We start from the raw sequence: 21978 nt of genomic DNA, 5'->3' as shown, positions 1-21978 counted from the left end.
AATAGTATGCAAACGACAAATCAGCCAGCGATAAAGGGTGGAGGGTTCATCATCAAGGAGACACCTTTTGAAGCAATATTCATTCCTGAGGAATTTGATGAAGAGCAAATCATGATCCGGCAAACCTGCCAGGACTTCCTTGAAGCGGAGGTTTTCCCGAATCTTGAACGCATCGATGCGCAAGAAGAAGGGTTGATGCAGTCCCTGTTGGATAAGGCGGGCGAACTGGGACTGCTCGGTGTATCCATCCCTGAGCAATATGGCGGGTTTGGTAAAAATTTCAACACCTCCATGCTGGTGGCCGACGTGATTGGCGCGGGTCACTCTTTTGCTGTGGCGCTTTCAGCGCATACGGGCATCGGTACATTGCCCATCCTATACTACGGCAACGATGCGCAAAAGGAAAAATATATTCCCCGGTTGGCTACTGGCGAATGGAAAGCTGCCTACTGCCTGACGGAACCCAACGCGGGCTCCGATGCCAACTCCGGCCGTACCCGTGCCGTGCTCAATGCCGAGGGCACCCATTACCTGCTCAATGGGCAGAAGATGTGGATCACCAATGGCGGCTTTGCCGATGTGTTCATCGTGTTTGCCAAGATCGATGGTGATAAAAACCATACGGCCTTTATCGTCGAACGGGAGTTTGGCGGTATCACCATGAACCCGGAGGAACATAAGCTGGGCATCAAAGGATCTTCTACCCGGCAGGTGTTTTTCAACGATTGCCCCGTGCCGGCGGAGAATATGCTGTCCGAACGTGAAAACGGATTCAAGATTGCGGTAAATATCCTCAATGTAGGCCGTATCAAGCTTGGCGCCGCTACCATCGGCTCCTCACGCCGCGTCATCAATCAGGCGATTAACTATGCCAATGAGCGCGTGCAGTTTGGCTTGCCGATTTCCAAATTTGGTGCGATACGCTACAAATTGGCTGAGATGGCGGTGCGCAATTTTGCGGTGGAGAGCGCGGCTTACCGTGCCGGACAAAACATTGATGATGCTCATGAGGCCTTGCTTGCCGGGGGTATGGATGCAGCGAAGGCGAAGCTGAAAGCTACCGAACAGTTTGCCGTTGAATGCGCCATCCTGAAAGTATGGGGCTCGGAGATGTTGGATTATGTGGTGGATGAAGGCGTGCAAATCTATGGTGGAATGGGCTATTCGGCCGATGCACCTATGGAACGTGCTTACCGCGATTCGCGTATCAACCGCATTTTTGAGGGCACCAACGAGGTAAACCGCCTGCTCATTGTGGACATGCTGCTCAAGCGGGCACTCAAGGGGGAGCTTGACCTCATGGGGCCAGCCCAGGCCGTGGCGGCCGAACTCATGGCAATTCCTGATTTCGGGGAGACGGATGAAACGTTATTTGCCTACGAAAAGAAAACCCTTGCCAACCTTAAAAAAGCGGGGCTACTGGTGGCAGGGGCAGCGGTTCAAAAGCTGATGATGACCTTGCAGAAAGAACAGGAAATATTGATGAATATTGCGGATATCATCGGCTATGTCTACCTGGCTGAGTCTGCCTTGCTGCGTGTGGAAAAACTGGTGCATCAGCAAGGTGAAGAAGCGGTAAAAGGACAATTGGATTTGATGCGGATATATTTGTATACGGCCACCGACAGCATATACCTTGCGGGCAAGGAAGCGCTCAACGCTTTTGCCGAGGGTGACGAACTGAAGATGATGTTGATGGGCCTAAGGCGCTTTACCAAAGCCGAACCTTATAATGCCAAGGACGCACGGCAACGGGTGGCGAAGCAATTGATTGAGGCAAATGGATGGTGTTTTTGAATTATTTGCAATTATCCAGGAGCAGGGTGAACGCCACGTCGAACTCGTCTTTCACTTTGACCAAGCCGCCAATCTTCTTGGGTGGGGTAAGATTGAAATCTGCGAACGAAAATCCCCTGCTGCCTTCCAGCTTATAACCTGTATTGGTCTTTGAGAAAGCATAGCGAAGATTGAAGGGTTTGCGTTGGCCTGCCAGCTCGATAATAACCCCGCCCGATATAAAGTCTTCTCCACCATCGCATAGTGGCATCCGTTCTAAGGAGACGAAACGAATGGTCATCTGTGGATATTCATCTGCTTTCAGGGTTTTCCTGAGATCGGCATTGAGCATCCGATTGTGGCAATCAAACTGGTTGATGGCGATGGTAATCGCGCCTTTCATCGTGACGCTTTTGCCGTCTTTTGCCAGGCTGCCATGCAATGGCTCCGCTTTGAAGGTGCCGGAGGCATCGCACCCGAAGGTATTAATGTTGGAACGGCCGTTGATGGTAATGAAACTATTGGGCAACACCGTCCAATGCAGTTCGCCGGTATGTGTGGTATATTGAGGATTGGCATACTTGAAAGAAACAAACGTACACAGTATGCCAAGGCACAGGAGGATAGCGTGTCGTCTTATGTAACTTGTTGCTTTCATGATACAATCTTATCTGTTATTGGGAACGCCCAGAAAACCTTCCCCCACCAAGGCTTTCTGGACGACTTCTTTTACTGGTTAGAAGCTGATTGCGGCCTCTAATACGACCCCGTTGAACTTGCCGTTGTGACGGAAGTCGGTATTGGGGAAGTCTTTGTAGCTTTGTGTCACATATTCAGCTTTCACCAGAATGTTTCTGCTGATAAACCAACCACCGGCCACGGCAAAGCGGTCGATTTTCACATCCTCGATAGTCGTAGCACCATAAGGCATCTCAGCATTGACGGCATTATAGCGTAAGCCACCGTAGAGGTTTTCGTTCTTTCCGAAGCGGTATAGTCCTTCTATCGCATATTGTGAAGCCACCCGGCTTTCGGTTTGGTTTTTCGAATACCCTGTGGCATATTCATAGGTACCGAAGAATTCCAATCCTTGTACTTTGGCAAATCCGTTAATCATTACGGCATCTATCTTGCCATTGAAGTTCGGGTCGAAGCGTCCGGATGAACGCATCTCTGTGTAGCCTTTGAGGGCGCCAGCTGCATTGTACCCTTGTTCCATGATATTTTGGTAGTTGGATCCGGTACGGTCGCCGCTGTATAAGGTAAGCCCGCTGCCATTGGTACCGCCGTTGTGGTACCAGCTGCCCGTAAGGCGAAGCCGTACATCTTGGGTTACTTGCTTATCATATCCGCCCTTGAGGTAGATGGAAGGGGCCCGGTTTTCGGTGCCGTCGGCATTGGCGGCGGCAGAGTCTACATGTCCTTTGATCATCCCGTTGCTCAAACCAATCATCCCCATCCAGCCGTCTTTCTTCAAGTATACTTCCGCACCGATTTCAGTAGCAAAGGCATCCATGATGTTGCCTTCCATAAAGGGGCTATAGAACGTTTGGCCACCATCAGGCCTGCGGAAATGCGCATCACCGTAGTTGATTTCCATGTGGCCCGCTTTGATGGTCATTACTTTGCTCAATTCATCCCAAAACTGTCCTTCAAAGGGGAATTTATCGATTTGCAGGTATCCTCCTTTTACCCAAAATTCATTGTGGTGACGTGAAGACATGTAGTTTGATAAGTTCATGGTGATGCCTTCCATCAGCTGAACGTCAAAGTACAGGTTTGCTTGGGACGTCATGAAGCCCGGTTTTATGGGGTACAGGTGGTTGGCCAGCTTACTGTGGTTGTTCAATGCACCGGGATTCTCGTGTTCAAGTGATTGGAATTGCATGGTAAAGCCTGCACCGATATTGATACGGCGGCCGGTGTACGGCTTATTGAGGTCATCCTTTGTCGTCTCGAAAACATGGAGACCTTTTTTATCGTAATCTCTGAAAAAATCAGGTTTTCCATAGGTAATGATTGCATCTTTATCATCCTCGCTTGTTTGGGCGAATGTGATTGCTGGAATGGTCGAGGCCATAAATGCAGCTATGGTCGCGAGGGTTGTAAATGTCGTTTTCATGATAATTATATAGTTAAAAGGTAAGGACTTGTTATCCATTTATTGTGCAGCCAGTTTTGCGCTGTAATCGACGGTAATCTCATCACCGGTTTTGATGGTACCCATCATGACCGTTGGTGGCTTTACATTGTAGCCGGTCATGTTGAATGTGGTAGCACCTTTTATGGAAATGCTTTTATCAGCAGGGTTGAACTGTCCGTTTGCTGTAATGGTTGTCTGCTTGGCCGTGCCGGCAATCGTCAGGTTTCCCGTAGCCTTTACCTGAAAGGTGTTTTTGCCTGTTGATGTGACCGTGCCGGAGGTCAAGGTAAAACCGATGTTTTTGTGTTTATCGGTATTCAAGGCCTTATAGGCATTTTTATCCAATCCACTTCTGTCGCTTTTTAAGGATTCTGCAAGTACTGCAAACGTCAGTGCGGTTATTCCGGTCACTTGATCACCTTCAACCTTAAAGGTGGCTTTGGTTTGCCCTTTGGTAGACGTCATGTCCCAATCGTGCAAAGTGGATGTTCCTTTTATGGTGGTTTGTGTCGCATTAGACTGGTACGTTGTCTGTGCTTTCAATAGGCCAAAAGGTGCGGCGGCGATCAAAAGAGCGACAGCTCCCAAGGTTGCCAGTTTCATTGTTGCTTTCATTGTCGTTATTTTTACGGTGTTCATCTATTACGCTTCGTAACCCTTTTGATTACACCACAAAACTATGGCGTAGCTTTAGTGTGCCACATGGCTTTAAACAGCCAAAAAAGTAATCTTCGTTAAGTTTTTCATATTCAGATTTGGTGTGCTAAATGCATTTTTTTGCTTATTGGAGGCAGGTAATGGGTTTGGAGCCACGGCGATTTGTGACGCTGATCACATTCGGGCCATCACGGCATTGTGGAAATGGGTAGTATCGTGCATCCATTTTAGGGCAAACCGTAAAGAATTTTGTATGTTTGGTACGAGTAAGCGATAGGGTAATACTTAAAGATAAATCTACATTGGTGTCAGACGAGCAGCGTCTTTTGGAGGAATACCGAAAAACAGGGGATCTACAACTGTTAGGCAGGCTGTACGAACCCTATATGCCGCTGGTTTATGGATTGTGTTTTAAGTACTACAAAGACGAGGTGAAAAGCGAAGATGCCGTGATGCAGATTTTTGAGTCGCTGATTGCTAAGCTGCGCATACATGAAGTGACAAACTTCAAAAGTTGGTTGTACACCTTGGCACGAAACCACTGTTTGATGGATTTGCGCGCAGCCAACCGCATCAATACCGTGGATATCGATGACTACATTGTGGAAAGTGACCTTTTTTTGCATCAACATCATAGTGGAGAACAAATCCCGGAAGAACGGCTTGCATTGATGGAGTCATGCTTAAAGGAACTCAATGAAGAGCAACAGCGCTGCATCCGGTTATTTTACTTGGAGCAGAAATGCTATCGGGAGGTCGCAGAACTTACGGGGTATGATCTCAACAAGGTTAAAAGCTATATCCAAAACGGCAAACGTAACCTGAAAATTTGTATGGAGAGAAATCAGCAATGAATACTAATTACAGCATTATACGTATACAGCAGTATTTAAATGGCGAACTGGGCAAGGACGAAATGTACCAGCTGGAAAGGGAAGCCCTTGACGACCCTTTGTTGCAGGATGCCATTGACGGGTATCGGATGCAAAAAGAAGTCAGCCACCGCCAATTAAGCCTATTGCAGCAACGTCTTGCTGCCCGTATAGCTGGGCAGGCTAATGAACGCAACGCGTTTTATTTCGGCTGGCAGCGGTTAGCTATCGCGGCCACGGCCTGCGTGCTGATGGTGCTTGTGCTGGTCTTGCTGTGGATGCGCAACTACCACATGCAGCCAAAAGCGACGGAGAAGGAAGTGAAGGTGGAATTGGCCCCTTCCGAAGAAGTAACACATATACATGCCGAGGACGTTGGTGAAGCCGGTTTTGATGCGCAACCGGAAGGTGGATGGAACCTGTTCAATGCCTACCTTGCTGAAAGCACCGATAAGCTCACAGTGGCGGGGAAAGCAGAGTTGACCTTTGAGATTGATGCAGAAGGAAAGCCTGCCGCTATCCAAAGCATAGGGACGACCGATGCATTATTGTTAACCGAAATGCAACAGCTATTGGAGGAAGGGCCAGCCTGGAAGGGTACCAAAGCAAAAATAACCATTGCTGTGGAATAACCTACGGCATTGTTTACTCGCCCGCTAATCTTCCCAACTGATTTTTTCTGTTACCGGCTTCCGATTCCCGGTACGTGGTGGCTCGTCGTGGTAGCCCATGTAAAAGAAACCAAGGCATTCTTCGTTGCCTGCGAGCGCTAAGAAGTCGCCGACGTGCTTGATGGCACCGGGGCTGCTCCAATAGCCACCAATACCTGCGGCTGAAGCTGCTAACCAAAGGTTCTGCACGGCACAGGCGGTAGCGGCAAGTTCTTCCCATTGTGGCACAGCACCGCTATAAGATGCCACAATAGCAATGACGGCTCCAGACTGCAAAATCTTTTCGCGTGTATTCTCGTACTTTTTTTGCAGGAACTGCTCGGCAGGCGTAAGCGCCTTGTATAGATCCGCCAACTGGTTTGCCAGCCGCGTAAGGCCCTCTTCCCGAAATACGACGAATCGCCAAGGTTGGGTAAGCTTGTGCGTTGGCGCAGTGTTGGCGCATTCCAGCAACTGGATTAAGGTGTCTTTGGTTATTTCCTTTTTTGTATAGCTCACCGGAAAGATGCTTCTCCGGTGCTGCATGATGTGCTGGATGGTTTGAAAATCGTTCATTGGATATTAGACGTTAGATATTAGATGATAGACGTTAGACAATAGATATTGAACTTCCGACTTTAAACCTGTTCTTCCCACAGCGTTGCGATATGTAAGATGGTTCTGACGGCTTTTTCCATATCTTGTACAGATACCCATTCCTGCTTGCCATGGAATGCATGGCCACCGGCAAAAATATTCGGGCAGGGAAGCCCCATGAAAGAAAGCCGGGAACCATCGGTGCCTCCCCGTATGCTCCGCTGGATAGGTTGCATGCCAGCCCGCCTGATAGCCTCCAAGCCGATAGCAATCACTTGGGGATGCTTGTCCAGCACTTGCTTCATGTTGCGATACTGCTCATGCACGCTGAAATGGTAGCTGCACCCTGCATAACGGGCGACGACGCTTTTCACGATACGCTCAAGCTCGGCTTCATGGGCGCTTAGCTTGTCATCCGTAAAATCGCGCACGATAAATTCAATGATCGCTTGTTCGACGCTTCCTTTTATGGACACGGGATGTATAAATCCTTCCCGGTCACTGGTGCTTTCGGGGCTCAGCCGATCGGCTGGCAACGAATTGATGATATCGGCGGCAATTTTGATGGCACTCTGGAGCTTGTTTTTGGCAAATCCGGGATGCACACTGATGCCGTGGATGGTCACCGTCACACCGTCAGCGGAAAACGTTTCGTCTTCGATGGAACCCGCAGTTTCCCCGTCAATGGTATAGGCATAGTCAGCACCCAATTTGTCCAGATCGACGCGATCTACACCACGGCCGATTTCCTCGTCAGGTGTAAAAAGTATTTTGATCGTACCGTGCTTGATTTCGGGGTAATCCATCAATAGCTGGGCGGCCGCCATAATTTCCGCTACGCCCGCCTTGTCATCAGCACCCAACAGGGTGGTGCCACTTGCTGTGATGATGTCGTTGCCGAGCTGGTTTTGTAAGTCGGGATGTTCAGCAGGTTTGATGACGATCAATGGATCATCGGGAAGGGTAATGTCTTTGCCCTGGTAATCGCGATGGACAATGGGCTTCACATTCGTGCCCGAGCAATCGGGTGAGGTATCCATATGCGAACAGAAGCAAATTACCGGTACTTCTTTTGGGCTGTTTGACGGAATGGTTGCATAGACATATCCCTGATCGTCGATTGTCGCATCGGTAACACCCATGGCTGCCAGCTCTTCGACCAACACCTTGCCGAGGTTTTTTTGTTTTCCGGTCGACGGGCATGTTGGCGACAACGGGTCGGATTGTGTATCTACCTGTACATAGCGCAAAAATCGCTGTGCTGCAGTGAACGTAGTGATGGCATTTATTGTCGAAGTACGCATAGTTGAGCCAAAGATAGGAATTATTGATTGTTTGCCATCGGCTGGTAAGTTCCTCGATGTATGGGGGACAATTTTTTCGAAGCTTATGGTTGAATATCGATTGGAAACCGCTGTGGAATAGCCGGGAGGATTAATTAACAGGTTTGTTTTTCAATAGCACGACGGGCACATCGGCGATATTCAAGAGTTTTTTGCTGACGCTACTGTGAAAGAGTTTCTCAAAAAAACCGTAATTCTTTGATGCCATCAGGATAAGATCGATGTGATGTTTCTTGACATAATCAAATATTCCGCTTGCCTTATCCTTCAATTCACTGATTACTTCAAACTCCGGGTTCAGCGGTTCCAGCATGCGGAGCACTTCCTGCTTGCCTAAAATTTTTTCGGGGGTCTGCCCCTGGGTCGCTGGATCTACGTGTACGACGTGGGTTTCAGCCCCCAATTGGCCAGCAAGCCGAATAATGCTTGCTGCTGGTGTGATGTGTCCTACATCCTTTAAATCAGTGGCATATACTACTTTTCGTATCGGCTTAAACCCATGGTTTCGAGGCACGATGAGTAACGGTGCGGCACCGGATTTTGCCACATCCATGGTGTTTCGGCCAATGAGTGTATTCTCGATATCGGAAAGCCCTGCAATGCCCATGACAATCAGCGATACGGCATGATCGGCTACAATAGCTTCAACACCAACTTTTACGGGACTGTCATCAGCCACGAACACGAACTGATCGGGAGAGAAAAAGGAAGGGATGTGTAGCTTACGTACCATTTTCTCCAAATGCCTGTGTGTTGCTTGTTTGTATTCGGTATGTTCGTCATACCCATCAGATGGCCTATGGGCAAAAGAATGGTAAAATATGAGCTTGCTGGCGTGAAGGTACGTGGCCATATCTACCGCATACTGGGCTGCGGTATAGGATACATCAGAAAAATCTACCGGTATCAGAAATGTCTTCATATGCCTATCCTTTCTGTTTATCGGCGTATCCGAATACTTTTTGCAGCAATGGCGTAGTACGCGTACCACCTAAATTATTCCGTATTTTGAGTTCTTCTTGTGCCACTTGGTAAAAAAGCCCATCGATGGCTTTCTGGGTAACGTACTTGTTTAAATCCGTTTCTATTTTCTCGTTGACCAGTGGAATTTGATTGTAGCGCGTCACCACAGTGCTCCAGTATTTTGCCACGTTGTGTTTGCCAAGTGCACTTTCCACAATGGGGCTAAACCGTTTTGTCAGCTCGCTGGTGGTTGTCCGCTTGAAAAAATCAGTGGCAGCATCTTGCTGGCCGCCAAGTAGGATATTGGTCGCATCGCGGATAGTCAGCTGGGATAGCGCTGATACAAACACCGGGGCCGCTTCGCTTACGGCACTTTCGGCCGCGCGGTTGAGGCTTTGGATGAGGTTATCGCAGAGCGAACCCAGCCCAATACCACGGAGGGCACTTTCTACTTTTTGCGCTTCCGGTGGCATCAATATCTTCACAGCGGCGTTGCCCAAAAAACCGTCCTGAACGGCCAATGATTTGATGCTGCGATCCAATCCCTGGCTGAGTGCCTGTTTGATTCCAGAAGCAGCTTCACTTGAACTGATGGAAGTGGAGGACGGTGTAGTAGATGATCCTGGCCCGTTCGCCCCGCCCGTAGCAGCCACCTGATTAAGTGTATCACATTGGGTAAATAATAACAGGCATAAAGCCACGGGCAGTATTTTTAGACAGCTCATAATGGATGATCGTTATATATCCAAAAACGAATATTATTCAAACTTAGGTAACTTGCCCTTTATATGCAAGTTTTAAAACCGTTCGCTACTATTGATACCGTACTTCTGCCATTACCGGAAAATGGTCAGATGGTGCTTTCCCTTGATAACTATCCGTCAGGATACCATAACGGACGACGCTGAATGGCTTTGACAGGAAGATATGGTCGATACGGCTGTCTCCCGTTCTTTTAATGTCAAAACCGTTATAGGTATTGTTCGGTGCATATTTCAGCGGCGACAATTCATACGCATCAGTCACCTCCCCGCTATTGTTGAGCACTTGGTAGCTTTCATTCCGTTGGTCTACATTGAAGTCGCCGGTGATGATCATCGGGACACCGCTGCCCAGTTCGTGGGCTTTTTTCACAATAAGCTTGGCACTTTCTTTACGCGCTTCGACACCCACGTGATCAAAGTGGGCATTGAAAAGGAAAAATTCGAAACCTGTACGCTTATCTTTGAAGAGCCCCCACGTACAGATGCGGGGGAGCGCGGCGTCCCACCCTTTGTTGGGCGCTTCCGTGTTTTCAGCAAGCCAGAAATTACCCTGCTTGGTCACTTCAAATTTATCGACGTTATAGAATATCGCCGAATGCTCGCCCCCGTCCTTACCATCATCACGGCCCACGCCGATGTAAGTATAACCGGGCAGGTTTTTCTTGATATCCTCCAATTGATGTTTAAGGCCTTCCTGCGTACCGAAAATGTCGAATCCATGGAACCGGATGAGTTGTACGAGGTGCGGATGCCTGTCTTTCCAGAGGTTGCCCTCGTCGCCTGAGGCGTCATATCGGATGTTGTAGGTAGCCACGATAAATTGCTGTGCAAACCCAATGGCAACACACAGGAAAACAAAAACGACGGTGCTGAAAATCCGTTTCATAGCGCTATTTTTTATGTTTTTGGATGACGTCTAGAAGTAATGCGGGCTCGTCTGTCGTGATGAACTCTGCATTTTGGTTGAGCAACACAAGCATTTCATCTTCGGTATTTACCGTCCATGCATTGATGACGAGGCCGAGGCTCTTTGCTTCTTTTACCCAGGTCGGGTTTTTCTTGTAGATGCTGAAATGGTAATCCAAACCATATAACCCGTCTTGCTTGGCCTGCTCGGGGTCAATATCTCCATTGAGGTAATACACCTTGGCATTTGGGTCGCGTTCGGCGAGGCGTTTGCAGGCATCGTAATCGAATGCGATGTATTCCACCCATGCCTCAGCACCCAGCTTTTTGACAAGCTGTACAGCCAAATCGGCGGAATAAAGCGTACGTTCTTTTCCCAACTTGGATGTTTTGAGTTCAAAGATGAGCTTGGTTTTTTGCTGCTTCATCCCTTCGCGTAGGTATTCCTCGGCCGTGGGGATGGATTCTCCGTTGGGATGCTTCTTGGCCAGCAACTCGGCATAAGTGGCTGTGGCGATATCGATGCCGTAAAATTCAGCATCGTGGTTGACGACCAGTACGTCATCTTTGGTGATATGTACATCAAACTCGGAGCCGGCACATCCCAGCTCAATCGCGCGGTGCAGCGATGCCAGGGAGTTTTGGGGCAGTCCGTCTACTTTCCACGCCCCACGATGGGCGATAGCTTGGTTTTGGATGAATTGGGCAAAAGAGATGTGCGACATGGCGCATACCATTAAAGTGAAAAAAATACGTGTCAATGCTTTCATGTTCTCAATTTTGGCCGCTATTTAGCCTATTTGTGTTAGCGTATTGTTGGCTAAAGGTAGTCATTTTGTTAAAAAAGCGATACAAAGGTCAGTTTTTTAACTGCCTGCTGTCATTTATTCTGCTTAAAAAACTATGTAATTTTATTGAAAACTAATTTGTTATGGCTTCCATTATTTCCACATTGAAGAAGAGCATCAAGAATTGGTGGCTTTTCTTATTGGTAGGCATCCTTTTCATTGCTATAGGTGGCTACACATTTTCTCGTCCATTGGCGAGTTATTTGGCATTGTCGTTACTGTTTGGATGGTTGATTTTTATCACCGGTGTATTGCGTACAACATTCGCCATCAGCAACAGGAAGGCATTGGAGGGATGGGGTTGGACGTTGGCCACGGGTATTTTGGACATGGTATTGGGGTTTATTCTCTTTTTCCATCCGGACTTGTCCATGCTGGTATTGGCATTTGTAGTGGGGTTTTATGTGTTGTTGGCGGGAGCAGGGCTTATCACCTATGCCATTGACTTGCGCGCTTACGGGATAAAGGGCTGGGGCTGGCTTATCGTTGGTGGAGTCCTTGTCGGGCTTTTTGGGCTGCTGGTGATATTCAATCCATTAATCGGTGCCATCACATTGGTAGGCTGGACTGGATTTGCTTTCATTGTAGCGGGCGTTTTCCATTGCTTGCTTGCCTTCCAAGCACGGAAAGTAAAGCGGCGGATTGCCGAGATGGGCAAAGACTAACATCGTTTATTATATTTGTTTGGCAAATGTAACATCAGCATGGATAAATAGTCTTATTTTTGATGGGTTACGAAAGAGGAATATGGAGCAAATGGCACGCGGCGTTTCCAACGGAGCTGATATGTTGGGTAGCAGCACTCGTATTCCTTTACGTTTCCGGCGGGCACAATCCTCATTTTACACTGTGTCCATTGGAAAATGCAGGGTTTGATTGGTGTCCAGGATGCGGGTTAGGGCGTTCCATCGGCTTGTTTATGCATGGAGAGGTAGTAGCATCATTTCACATGCATTGGCTTGGCATACCGGCTTTTTTTATTATCGTCCATCGGATATATACCTTATTGATAAATGAATACAATAATCGATTAATAGATCAAAACCATGAGCAACCGCAATATATTGATGACCATTAGGGGCATTTCCCCGGAGGAACTGATGTACCTCGAACACGCAACACGCACATTTACGGAGGATCAGGTAAAACATTTCGTGTTCATCTATCACGGCAAGCGAAAGAATGCCCAGGATATTTTGCTGTTTACCTTGCTGGGATTTTTGGGGTTTGCCGGCATACAGCGGTTTATCCTCAATCAGGTGGCGATGGGAATCATCTATTTTCTTACCATGGGATTTTGTTTCATCGGCACCATTGTAGATTTGATCAATCACAAAAGCATGACGGACGAGTACAACCAGCGGATGGCGCGCGAATCGGCCATGATGGTGATGGGTGGGTTTTAATAGCCTTCCCATTCCCGGTAAAACTGCTCCAAATACCGCTCCATAAAGGCGTGCCGTTCCTCGGCAATCTGCTTGGCCGCGTTCGTATTCATCTTGTCTTTTAATAGGAGGAGTTTTTCGTAAAAATGATTGAGGGTAGGCGCTGTGCTGTTTTTGTAAGTTTCTTTATCCTGACGTAGGTTAGGTACGATTTCCGGATTGTACAGCTCCCGATTTTTAAACCCGCCATAGTGGAAGGCGCGGGCGATGCCAATGGCACCGATAGCATCCAAACGATCGGCATCCTGGACAATTTCAAGTTCTTTGGAATGAAAGGCCACATCACCTAAGCTTGCTTTATACGACATATGGAGGATGATGGCCTGGACATGCTGGATGGAATCTTCTTGCACATGGAGACGGCTTAAAAACTCGCCTGCAACTTTTGGTCCAAGAGACTCGTCTCCACCGTGAAATTTGCTGTCGGCGATATCGTGCAGGAGTGCAGCCAGTTCGCAGATTTGATGATCGGCCTGCTCATGCTGAAGGATAAGTTTCACATTGTTCCATACCCGATGGATATGCCACCAATCGTGGCCTGCTTCAGCTCCCGCAAGCTGTTGGCGCACGAATTCAGCCGTTTGTTCAATGAGCGGCTTATTGTACGTCATCAGGCCTATTTCCCCTTTTTGTTCCTGTATATAACTCATATACCAGCAAGCGGCAGTCCAGCTTGCCGTTATAAAATTCGATCCGCTGTGAAGTGTGAAGGCCAATTTTCTTTGCAAGGTCGGGATTGCCGGTAAAAACATAACCATGCTTGCCTGTGCACTGCTGCTTGAGGAAATTGCCGATACGGCTGTAGGTGGCTTCGAGACGGGTATGTATCCCCAATCGCTCTCCGTATTCGGGATTGAATACCACCACTCCCGGGCCGTCAGGCAACGGTGTGTCTGCAAAATCACAGACATGGAAGTCGATGAGTTGGTCTACCCCTGCGGTTTTGGCGTTCATGATGGCGATATCAACGGCTTCCCGCGATAGATCGGATGCGATGATCTGGATGGGTTTCTTTTTGTTGACCTGTTCTTTCAGCTGCCGCCGTTCGGAAAAAAAAACCTGCTCGTCATACCCCAGGATATGCATAAAACCATAGTTCATCCGGAAGAGGCCAGGTTTGCGGTTGGTCGCAATGAGTGCAGCCTCGATAGCCAATGTGCCCGATCCACACATGGGGTTGATAAAGGCCGACTGGCCGTCCCAGGCAGTAGCATATACGACGGCCGCGGCGAGTGCCTCCAACATCGGTGCCTTGCCGGGATGTTTGCGATAGCCATGCTTGGCCAGTGTTTCACCGGATGTGTCGAAGAAGATCTCGGCTTGGTCGTCCTGCCAATAAAGGTGTACGACTGTTTTATGTAAATCGGGGCCACTATCCGGCCGCAGGCCTTTCTTGCTTTTAATGCGGTCTGCAATCGCATCCTTTACCTTCAGGTTGGCAAACAAGGGCGTGGTGATGGTTGGATTGTTGACATTGGAGGTGACCGAAACGTACCCGTCGAACGCAATGAGATCTTCCCAGGGAATGGCTATCAGGGCGTCATAAAGATCCTCCGGATTGTTGGCTTTAAAGGTTTTCAATGAATAAAGCACCTGGCTGGCACAGTGCAGGTTGAGGTTCAGCCGGATGCAATTATTGATCGAGGCGATGAGTTCTACGCCAGTTGCAAAAGCCCGTTTGATATCGAAGCCAAGTTGCCTGACTTCCTGCTGTAAATAGGGCGACAGTCGTCTATTGCAGGTAATAATGATTTTGCTGGGGGTGTTGAAAACTTCCATAAGATTTTGGCAAAGTTAGTTATTATTGTTAGCTAAAAAATATGTAGTTTTACGGTTTTAATAAAAGAGGCAAGTAATGGAAATACGAGGAAAAGTACACGAAATTGGTGATGTGCAACAAGTTACCGATACATTCAAGAAAAGGGATTTGATTATTCAGTATGCAGAAAACCCCCAATTTGTCGAATATATCCGTTTTGAGGCTACCCAGGATCGGACGACATTGTTCGACAACCTGAGTGTAGGTGATGAGGTAGAAGTTTCATTCAATCTGCGTGGACGTCCTTGGACCAATAGGGATGGGGTAACAAGCTACTTCAATTCATTGGTCGCATGGCGTGTGGCCAAAGTGTCGGCTACCCCCGCGCAGGCTGGACAATCGACTCCCGGGCCGCAGGCGTTTGATGCGCCCCCCACAGTGGATATTTCGGCTGATGACGGAAAAGACGACGATTTACCATTCTAACTTGAATATAGTTTTAGTTGATAATAAATCAATAAAAGGTAGCGCGATGAGTGCTGCCTTTTTTGTTTCCTCCCTTATTCCCAGCGCTTCTTGGGTATACAGGTAATATCCGCAGTCTTACGTAGCAGGATTGGACGCTGGTCGTAGCGGTTTTCGAGCACAAGGGAGTCAACCGTATAATGGACAATCCTAAAACGTGGTAGGTATTGCCCGGTACGGTAGCAACCGGAGATTTTCTGCCGCCAATCAGGCTTTGTATATTGACCGTCTACCAACAGGCTATCACTTCTCACCACATAGACACCTTTGGCATATTCGGTCCACTGCCCTTCGTTATAGCAGGAATCGGCTACATTCTTGGCCTTGGAGGTGGTATGCAGTGTCGCATAGATGGAATCACAGGTAAATTTCAATTCATGCAGGGTGTATTGCAGGAGTGCATCCTGCATGGGAATGGTGTCCTGTACCCAGGTGCCTTGCAAGTAATCCGCTCCTCCGCTTTGGATATCGGGATTGAAACGGCAACCACCAGCGCATAGAAAAAGTATACCGGCCACAAATAGCCGGTATACCGTATCTTGTAATCGATATGGGATATGACGAATCACGTATATTATTTCAACCCGCCAATCATGTCCTCCGGGCGTACCCATTCGTCAAATTGCTCGTTGGTGAGCAAGCCCAATTCCAACGCGGCCCCGCGCAAGGATTTATTTTCCTTATGGGCTTTCTTGGCAATCTTCGCTGCATTTTCATAGCCGATATGCGGATTGAGTGCCGTGACGAGCATGAGCGAATTTTCAAGATGCTTCTTGATGCCATCGTAGCTGGGTTCAATGCCGATGGCGCAATGATCGTTGAATGACACGCAGGCATCACCAATCAATTGAGCAGATTGCAGGAAGTTGGCAGCCATGACAGGTTTGAACACGTTAAGCTCATAATGGCCGTTGGCACCGCCGAAGGAGATAGTCACGTCATTGCCGATAACCTGTGCAGCGACCATGGTAAGCGCCTCGCACTGCGTGGGGTTTACTTTGCCGGGCATGATGGACGAACCGGGTTCGTTCTCTGGAATTAGGATTTCGCCGATGCCAGAGCGTGGGCCGGAGGCCAGCATACGGATATCGTTAGCAATTTTATGCAACGATACGGCCAATTGCTTCAATGCGCCGTGGGTCTCCACGATGGCATCATGTGCCGCCAACGCCTCGAATTTGTTGGGGGCCGTGCGGAATGGCAATCCCGTAAAATCGGCAATGTATTTGGCTACGTTCTCCGCATAACCCTTGGGTGTGTTGATGCCTGTGCCGACAGCAGTACCGCCCAGAGCCAGCTCGGAAAGGTGTGCCAACGTGTTTTTAAGCGCTTTCAGACCGTAATCGAGTTGGGCTACATACCCCGAAAATTCCTGTCCCAGGGTCAGCGGCGTAGCATCCATGAGGTGGGTACGGCCGATTTTGACCACATTGGCGAATGCTTCGGACTTTGCCTTGAGCGTATCGCGCAGCTTTCCTACACCGGGGATGGTGGTTTCCACCACTTTCTTGTACGCCGCGATGTGCATGGCTGTGGGGTAGGTGTCGTTGGATGACTGCGATTTGTTTACGTCATCATTGGGATGGATGAAGGGCTTGCCTTCGCCCAAATTATTGCCTTGGATGACATGTGCACGGTTGGATACCACCTCATTCACGTTCATATTGGACTGTGTGCCCGAGCCAGTCTGCCAGATAACCAGTGGAAACTGATCGGCCAGTTGCCCGGCGAGGATCTCGTCGCACACCTGTGCAATCAGATCCCGTTTTTCTGCGGGCAGCACACCTGCGTCTGCATTGGTGTATGCTGCAGCCTTTTTGAGGTAAGCAAAGGCTTCGATAATTTCCTTGGGCATGGAAGCTGCCGGTCCGATTTTAAAGTTGTTGCGCGAACGTTCGGTCTGGGCACCCCAATACTTATCGGCAGGCACTTGCACCTCGCCCATGGTATCGTGTTCTATTCTATATGACATGGAATTGTTGTTTTTGATTATGCCCACAAAGTTAAGAAGATATGGGAGATGTGGAAATATATTGACTCCAAATCAACCCCGCTAATCCAACGACCATGATACCTGCTGCCCAGGCCAAAGCATAGGGGATATGGCCAATGAAAATACCCATTAACCCGGATACTCCCTGCAAAAACAGTAACACTTCATTCAAAACAATACCTGTTGCGAGCACCACCGTTGAGACAACCGCACGGCGGTTGATCAATAGACTTTCATTCATATAGGCATAGGCCATGATGAAAAGTGTGATGATGGCCAGCAAAACAAGGTGAAGGTAACCAATGACAATGGGACGGAAACCATAGACCAACTGGCTCAATGATGGGATGGCCGATAGCCCTTGGAGGAGGATTTTGATGGTAGCAGCGATGGCGGTCCCGATGAGCAATCCTTTTGCAACCGCAGCGGGGCGATGTGTATACCCTATCAGTTTCCCCGGCAACGAATGCAACCCGATGCCCCACGCGATGGCTTGCATGGCTGCCGCGCCAACCACAATGGTGTAAAGCCAGCCGGGCATATCCCACCAGGGTATCGAAAGGAAATAGGTGGGTATACAAGACCATGCAAAAGCCCAGAACACAAATGACGGATGCTTGGCGACGATTCCGCAGCGCCGTAGCCAATGGTGGAATAATCCCATGCAGGCAAAGAAAAACCAGCCATTGTATTGAAAGTGCAGAAAAAAGTATACAGCAGTCAGTTGCAGCTTGGAATCGGTGTTGTGGGAAGCCATCAGGTAGGCCAAAAAAAATGTGCCGACCGAGGAAAGCACCAAAAAAAACAATGCTGCCCGTAGCCAGCGCCGGGTATGGCTGTCGAGTATAGGCCGTGCGGTATCTCGCCAGCACCTCACGGCGAAAATATAGGAAAGCGCCACGGTAAGCGTGGATGCGCAAATCGAATAAAATCCATAGCCCTGAAGGAAAAAACTGACCAGCATGCCGTATGCGGCCAATAGGTTGGCAGCGATAAGCACCTGATATCTCCGCGGTAGGTTTTCGCGGCTTCCCGTGCCGCATACAGCCGCTGCGATGAGCACCATCAATGCGTGGGATATCCACCCCGAGAATGCAAAATGCGAATGGGCATGCAGCAGGAATTTTTGGTTGATTGCCGGCAGCGCGGTTAAAAATTTCATCCGCATCAACAATCCTGATGCTGCTACCAGCAGGAGGCTTAATGTGCCCAATACCATCCAATGGTGGACCGTTATTTTTTTTTGAAAATCAATCACGTGGCCAAAATATCACTTATTCTCCGAGGCTTTTATGAGCGGGCTCATAAGCCGTCGGCCGGCACAAAGACTTTTCCCTTGACGATGCTGAGCCGTTCTTCCTTTTCCATATGCTTGATGGCTCGGATGATGGTTTCTACACGCAGCCCGGTCATGTTGGCCAGTTGCTGGCGGGTAAGCATGAGCCGGTTGCAATCCTGGCAGATGAATTTCCCTTGCTGGTTGAAATGGCTAATCAGCTTGGCAATCACCGTTTCCGGGCTATTCTTTGACAATAGATCGGTCAGTAAAAACTTGAATCGTAAATGCTGCACCAATGACTTTGTGAATGCGAAGTGAATATCGGGATGCTCCCTGAGCAATTGATGGAAGGAAGATACGCACAGCCGCAGCATCAGGCAGGGTGTATCGGCAATGGCGCTGGCAGCATACGTCCCTCCATCAAACAGGGGAAACTCGCCAAAACTCTCCCCGGCTTCCACCACTTTGTGCAGGATTTCCCGTCCGTCGTCCGTGATGTTGCACCACCGCACACGGCCGGACACCAGTTGGTAATAATACGCTGCTGGTGCACCTTCATTAAAGATGATGTCTCCGGTTGTGGCCTTCCGGTAAGAAGCACCCCTTTGGATGAGCAAGTCTGTCGGAATCATAGCTGAAGCATGTTTAGCCAGGTTGCACAATTGCACACCTATCGCAAAGATACAAGTAACCTACGCTACCATAATGACGCACGTCACATGGCGAGGTGACAGGAATCACTGAAACCGTATTTTGTTTTTAAATAACTATAAAATAGGTGTTTATAATTGACAAAGGTATGCAAATAAGCTGAAAAATCCAAGATGGATTCGCTTTATGACTGTACGCATAAAAGGACGAGTCGGGCAAGGATAACTTTGCATAAACAAATCACATAAGTCACATACGCACCATAAAATAACAGATCGTCATGGCTAACAAAACACAACTAAACGAGAAGAAACTAATGCTATTGCTGATGCTTGGCATCGTGATTTATGCCTGCTCGCAGGGAGGTAAACAAAGCGCAGACAGCCAATCCGCACAGACAACGGCTGCACAGCCTTCAGACTATGACCCGAAACGGGGCTTGGGAAAGTTTGACAAGGTCGATGTGGGGAACACGCTGGATGCAGCACTGGCACAGGAAGGGAAACTCATCGCGGATGTCAAGTGCGCAAGCTGCCATAAATATACCAGCGAACGGCTGGTCGGGCCGGGCTGGTCGGGGGTGACCAAAAAACACCAGCCCGCGTGGATCATGAATTTCATCACCAATCCGGATCCGATGATTGATAAAGACCCTGAATTGCAGGCCCAGCTGGAAATCTGCTTGGTACGCATGCCCAACCAAAACCTTTCGGATGAGGACGCCCGCAAGATATTGGAATTTATGCGGGAAAATGACGGCGTGAATTAATAAAGACAACGGAATTGATTTTAATAACCTTAAACATCCATAACAATGAAACGAAGAAAACACCTATTATGGTTGCTGGCCGCAATGGTCGTGTCCATATCATTCAGCGCCTGCAAACCCCGGGGGGCAGGAAGTGCCGTGACCGGCAATGCCGCGGCACGAACGTATGTACCGCCGGGGCAGTACGACGAATTCTACAACTTCGTGTCGGGCGGATTCAGTGGGCAGATGAGCGTCTATGGCCTGCCAAGTGGCCGGCTGTTCCGTGTCATTCCTGTGTTTTCGGTAGATCCCGAAAAAGGGTGGGGATTCAGCGAAGAAACCAAACCCATGCTGGAGACATCGCATGGTTTTATCCCCTGGGACGACCTGCACCACATCGAAGCGTCGTTTACCGACGGGATGCCAGACGGCAAATGGATGTTTGCCAACTCCAACAATACCCCGCGGTTGGCAAGGATTGATCTGGCAACTCACCGCACGGCCGAAATCATCGAGATTCCCAATACCGGGGGCAACCACTGTTCGCCGTTTACAACCGAGAACTCGGAGTATGTGATAGCAGCAACCCGTTTTAGTGTTCCGCCCGACGGACCGGGCGGCGATGTGCCGATCAGCTCGTACAAGGAGAATTTCAAGGGACACATCAGCTTTGTGCGTGTAGACAAAGAAACCGGCGAGTTTGATATTGCCTTCCAGTTGAAGACCCCCGGATTGAATTTTGATTTGTCCAGCGCCGGAAAAGGTAAATCAAACGGTTGGCTTTTCCTCAGCTGCTACAATTCTGAACAGGCACATACGCTATTGGAAGTAAGCGCTTCCCAAAATGACAAGGATTTTATCCTGGCGATCAATTGGAAAAAAGCCGAAGAATATTTCAAGGCCGGCAGGGGCACGAAGCAAGCGGTCCGGTATGCCCACAATAAGTATAACGAGGAGACGCATTCGGCTACTTCCGAAATCAAGACGGAAGTGACAGTGCTTGATGTTGCCGATTTTGAAGACCTGGCATACTTGATTCCCTGTCCGAAATCGCCGCATGGTACCGACGTCAACCCCACGGGCGAGTATATCATCGGAAGCGGTAAACTGGCCGCCTTAATTCCTGTTTTCAGCTTCGATAAGTTGCAGAATGCTATTGCTAATAAAGATTTTGAAGCAGAGCAGTATGGTGGTATCCCTGTTGTAAAATACGAATCGGCATTGCACGGAGAGGTAGAGAAGCCGGGGTTGGGTCCTTTGCATACCGAGTTTGACGATAAGGGCAATGCCTATACTTCTTTCTTTGTTTCGTCAGAAATTGTAAAATGGAACATCGAAAAACTGGAAGTGATCGATCGGCAGCCGACCTATTACTCCGTTGGCCACTTGATGGTTGCCGGCGGTAACTCCAAAAAACCTTATGGCAAATACCTCGTGGCTTACAACAAAATTACGAAAGACCGCTTCCTGCCCACCGGCCCGGAGCTTTGCCACGCTGCGCAGCTGTTTGACATCAGCGGCGAAAAGATGGAACTGCTGCTGGATTTCCCGACCATCGGCGAACCGCACTATGCACAGGCAGTTCCGGCCGACCTGATTAAAGACAGGAGTGTGAAAATCTACGACATCAATGCCAACAAGCATCCTTATATCGCCAAGGGGGAATCCGAGGCCCGCGTAGAACGAAACGGTAATACCGTGCATGTTTACCTCACCACCATCCGGTCGCACTTTACGCCGGATAACATTGAGGGTATCCAGCTGGGGGATGAGGTGTATTTCCACGTGACCAACATCGAGCAGGACTGGGATATGCCGCATGGCTTCGCCATCAAGGGCGCGGGCAACAGCGAGCTGCTCGTGATGCCGGGCGAGACGCAGACGCTTAAATGGGTGCCCGACCGTACAGGGATATTCCCGATGTACTGCACCGACTTTTGCAGTGCGCTGCACCAGGAAATGTCGGGTTATGTGCGGGTATCGCCCAAAGGAAGTAATGTACAGCTTGCATTCAGTACCGGTGTGAACCCGTCTGCCGGGGAATAAACGAACAGAC

Annotated in this window: 24 protein-coding genes; 9 read left to right on the top strand and 15 right to left on the bottom strand. The window is 48.9% G+C overall.

From position 1 onward, the window contains the following. Positions 1 to 6 precede the first annotated feature (6 nt). Positions 7 to 1797 (top strand): acyl-CoA dehydrogenase family protein, encoded by a 1791-nt coding sequence (locus tag BMW65_RS16875; RefSeq protein WP_090607143.1) that lies wholly within the window; start codon positions 7 to 9, stop codon positions 1795 to 1797. A gap of 1 nt (position 1798) precedes the next feature. Here the strand turns inward: BMW65_RS16875 and BMW65_RS16870 are convergent, their stop codons facing one another. From BMW65_RS16870 to BMW65_RS16860, 3 genes are all read right to left on the bottom strand, one after another. Then, complete coding sequence (locus BMW65_RS16870; protein ID WP_090607142.1) at positions 1799 to 2434, bottom strand: YceI family protein; 636 nt, start codon at positions 2432 to 2434, stop codon at positions 1799 to 1801. A 78-nt stretch (positions 2435 to 2512) separates the two neighbouring features. Further along, positions 2513 to 3898 carry a hypothetical protein gene (locus BMW65_RS16865; protein WP_090607336.1) on the bottom strand — a complete coding sequence of 462 codons (1386 nt, stop codon included), beginning with the start codon at positions 3896 to 3898 and terminating at the stop codon, positions 2513 to 2515. Positions 3899 to 3937: 39 nt separating this feature from the next. After that, positions 3938 to 4534 (bottom strand): YceI family protein, encoded by a 597-nt coding sequence (locus BMW65_RS16860; RefSeq protein ID WP_177181175.1) that lies wholly within the window; start codon positions 4532 to 4534, stop codon positions 3938 to 3940. A gap of 299 nt (positions 4535 to 4833) precedes the next feature. Here BMW65_RS16860 and BMW65_RS16855 point away from each other — a divergent pair, with 299 nt between their 5' ends. Both BMW65_RS16855 and BMW65_RS16850 read left to right on the top strand, forming a co-directional pair. Beyond that, on the top strand, positions 4834 to 5430 hold the full coding sequence (locus BMW65_RS16855) for an RNA polymerase sigma factor (RefSeq protein ID WP_245747672.1): 597 nt from the start codon (positions 4834 to 4836) through the stop codon (positions 5428 to 5430). Next, a complete protein-coding gene (locus BMW65_RS16850) occupies positions 5427 to 6080 on the top strand; it encodes a hypothetical protein (protein WP_090607139.1) in 654 nt (217 codons plus the stop codon). Before BMW65_RS16855 ends, BMW65_RS16850 begins: the two co-directional genes overlap by 4 nt. 24 nt (positions 6081 to 6104) lie before the next feature. On the opposite strand, the gene BMW65_RS16845 is transcribed toward BMW65_RS16850, so the two are convergent. From BMW65_RS16845 to BMW65_RS16820, 6 genes are all read right to left on the bottom strand, one after another. Further along, a complete protein-coding gene (locus tag BMW65_RS16845) occupies positions 6105 to 6674 on the bottom strand; it encodes a nitroreductase family protein (protein WP_090607137.1) in 570 nt (189 codons plus the stop codon). 62 nt (positions 6675 to 6736) lie between these two features. After that, a complete protein-coding gene (gene pepT / locus BMW65_RS16840; protein ID WP_090607136.1) occupies positions 6737 to 7999 on the bottom strand; it encodes a peptidase T in 1263 nt (420 codons plus the stop codon). Between the two features lie 130 nt (positions 8000 to 8129). Then, complete coding sequence (locus BMW65_RS16835) at positions 8130 to 8960, bottom strand: universal stress protein (RefSeq protein ID WP_090607134.1); 831 nt, start codon at positions 8958 to 8960, stop codon at positions 8130 to 8132. A gap of 4 nt (positions 8961 to 8964) precedes the next feature. After that, positions 8965 to 9726: a DUF4197 domain-containing protein gene (locus BMW65_RS16830; protein WP_090607132.1), complete on the bottom strand. Its 762-nt coding sequence runs from the start codon at positions 9724 to 9726 to the stop codon at positions 8965 to 8967. A gap of 88 nt (positions 9727 to 9814) precedes the next feature. Next, the gene (locus BMW65_RS16825) at positions 9815 to 10651 is read right to left on the bottom strand and encodes an endonuclease/exonuclease/phosphatase family protein (RefSeq protein WP_090607131.1); all 837 of its coding nucleotides are present in this window, start codon (positions 10649 to 10651) and stop codon (positions 9815 to 9817) included. Between the two features lie 4 nt (positions 10652 to 10655). Continuing rightward, positions 10656 to 11441, bottom strand: coding sequence for a glycerophosphodiester phosphodiesterase (locus tag BMW65_RS16820; RefSeq protein WP_090607129.1), 786 nt, complete (start codon positions 11439 to 11441; stop codon positions 10656 to 10658). A 161-nt stretch (positions 11442 to 11602) separates the two neighbouring features. On the opposite strand from BMW65_RS16820, the gene BMW65_RS16815 reads away from it, so the two are divergent. From BMW65_RS16815 to BMW65_RS16805, 3 genes are all read left to right on the top strand, one after another. Next, positions 11603 to 12184, top strand: a complete 582-nt coding sequence (locus tag BMW65_RS16815) for an HdeD family acid-resistance protein (protein WP_090607127.1) — start codon at positions 11603 to 11605, stop codon at positions 12182 to 12184. A 62-nt stretch (positions 12185 to 12246) separates the two neighbouring features. Then, complete coding sequence (locus BMW65_RS16810) at positions 12247 to 12597, top strand: DUF2752 domain-containing protein (protein ID WP_090607126.1); 351 nt, start codon at positions 12247 to 12249, stop codon at positions 12595 to 12597. Next, on the top strand, positions 12566 to 12925 hold the full coding sequence (locus BMW65_RS16805; protein WP_090607124.1) for a TM2 domain-containing protein: 360 nt from the start codon (positions 12566 to 12568) through the stop codon (positions 12923 to 12925). The genes BMW65_RS16810 and BMW65_RS16805 overlap by 32 nt, the downstream gene beginning before the upstream one ends. On the opposite strand, the gene BMW65_RS16800 is transcribed toward BMW65_RS16805, so the two are convergent. Then, positions 12922 to 13575 (bottom strand): HD domain-containing protein, encoded by a 654-nt coding sequence (locus BMW65_RS16800; RefSeq protein ID WP_090607333.1) that lies wholly within the window; start codon positions 13573 to 13575, stop codon positions 12922 to 12924. The two genes, BMW65_RS16805 and BMW65_RS16800, sit on opposite strands and share 4 nt — an antisense overlap. Next, a complete protein-coding gene (locus tag BMW65_RS16795; RefSeq protein WP_090607123.1) occupies positions 13562 to 14743 on the bottom strand; it encodes a THUMP domain-containing class I SAM-dependent RNA methyltransferase in 1182 nt (393 codons plus the stop codon). Before BMW65_RS16795 ends, BMW65_RS16800 begins: the two co-directional genes overlap by 14 nt. Positions 14744 to 14819: 76 nt before the next feature. Between BMW65_RS16795 and BMW65_RS16790 the strand changes: the two genes are divergently transcribed. After that, a complete protein-coding gene (locus BMW65_RS16790) occupies positions 14820 to 15209 on the top strand; it encodes a DUF3127 domain-containing protein (protein WP_090607121.1) in 390 nt (129 codons plus the stop codon). 74 nt (positions 15210 to 15283) lie between these two features. On the opposite strand, the gene BMW65_RS16785 is transcribed toward BMW65_RS16790, so the two are convergent. The 4 genes from BMW65_RS16785 to BMW65_RS16765 are packed head-to-tail and all read right to left on the bottom strand — an operon-like array spanning position 15284 to position 19152. Further along, on the bottom strand, positions 15284 to 15817 hold the full coding sequence (locus BMW65_RS16785; RefSeq protein ID WP_090607120.1) for a fumarate hydratase: 534 nt from the start codon (positions 15815 to 15817) through the stop codon (positions 15284 to 15286). Positions 15818 to 15822: 5 nt separating this feature from the next. After that, positions 15823 to 17220 carry a class II fumarate hydratase gene (fumC, locus tag BMW65_RS16780; RefSeq protein WP_090607118.1) on the bottom strand — a complete coding sequence of 466 codons (1398 nt, stop codon included), beginning with the start codon at positions 17218 to 17220 and terminating at the stop codon, positions 15823 to 15825. A 31-nt stretch (positions 17221 to 17251) separates the two neighbouring features. Next, positions 17252 to 18499: a hypothetical protein gene (locus BMW65_RS16775; protein ID WP_177181174.1), complete on the bottom strand. Its 1248-nt coding sequence runs from the start codon at positions 18497 to 18499 to the stop codon at positions 17252 to 17254. A gap of 44 nt (positions 18500 to 18543) precedes the next feature. Further along, the gene (locus BMW65_RS16765; protein WP_090607113.1) at positions 18544 to 19152 is read right to left on the bottom strand and encodes a Crp/Fnr family transcriptional regulator; all 609 of its coding nucleotides are present in this window, start codon (positions 19150 to 19152) and stop codon (positions 18544 to 18546) included. A gap of 299 nt (positions 19153 to 19451) precedes the next feature. Between BMW65_RS16765 and BMW65_RS16760 the strand changes: the two genes are divergently transcribed. Both BMW65_RS16760 and nosZ read left to right on the top strand, forming a co-directional pair. Further along, positions 19452 to 19940, top strand: a complete 489-nt coding sequence (locus BMW65_RS16760) for a c-type cytochrome (protein ID WP_090607111.1) — start codon at positions 19452 to 19454, stop codon at positions 19938 to 19940. Between the two features lie 45 nt (positions 19941 to 19985). After that, positions 19986 to 21968: a Sec-dependent nitrous-oxide reductase gene (gene nosZ, locus BMW65_RS16755; protein ID WP_090607109.1), complete on the top strand. Its 1983-nt coding sequence runs from the start codon at positions 19986 to 19988 to the stop codon at positions 21966 to 21968. Positions 21969 to 21978 lie beyond the last annotated feature (10 nt).

The sequence above is a fragment of the Parapedobacter koreensis genome (genome assembly GCF_900109365.1).
Taxonomy (GTDB): Bacteria; Bacteroidota; Bacteroidia; order Sphingobacteriales; family Sphingobacteriaceae; genus Parapedobacter; species Parapedobacter koreensis.
The sequence above is the reverse complement of the archived record's forward strand: the minus strand, read 5'-3'. Positions and strand labels throughout refer to the sequence as shown.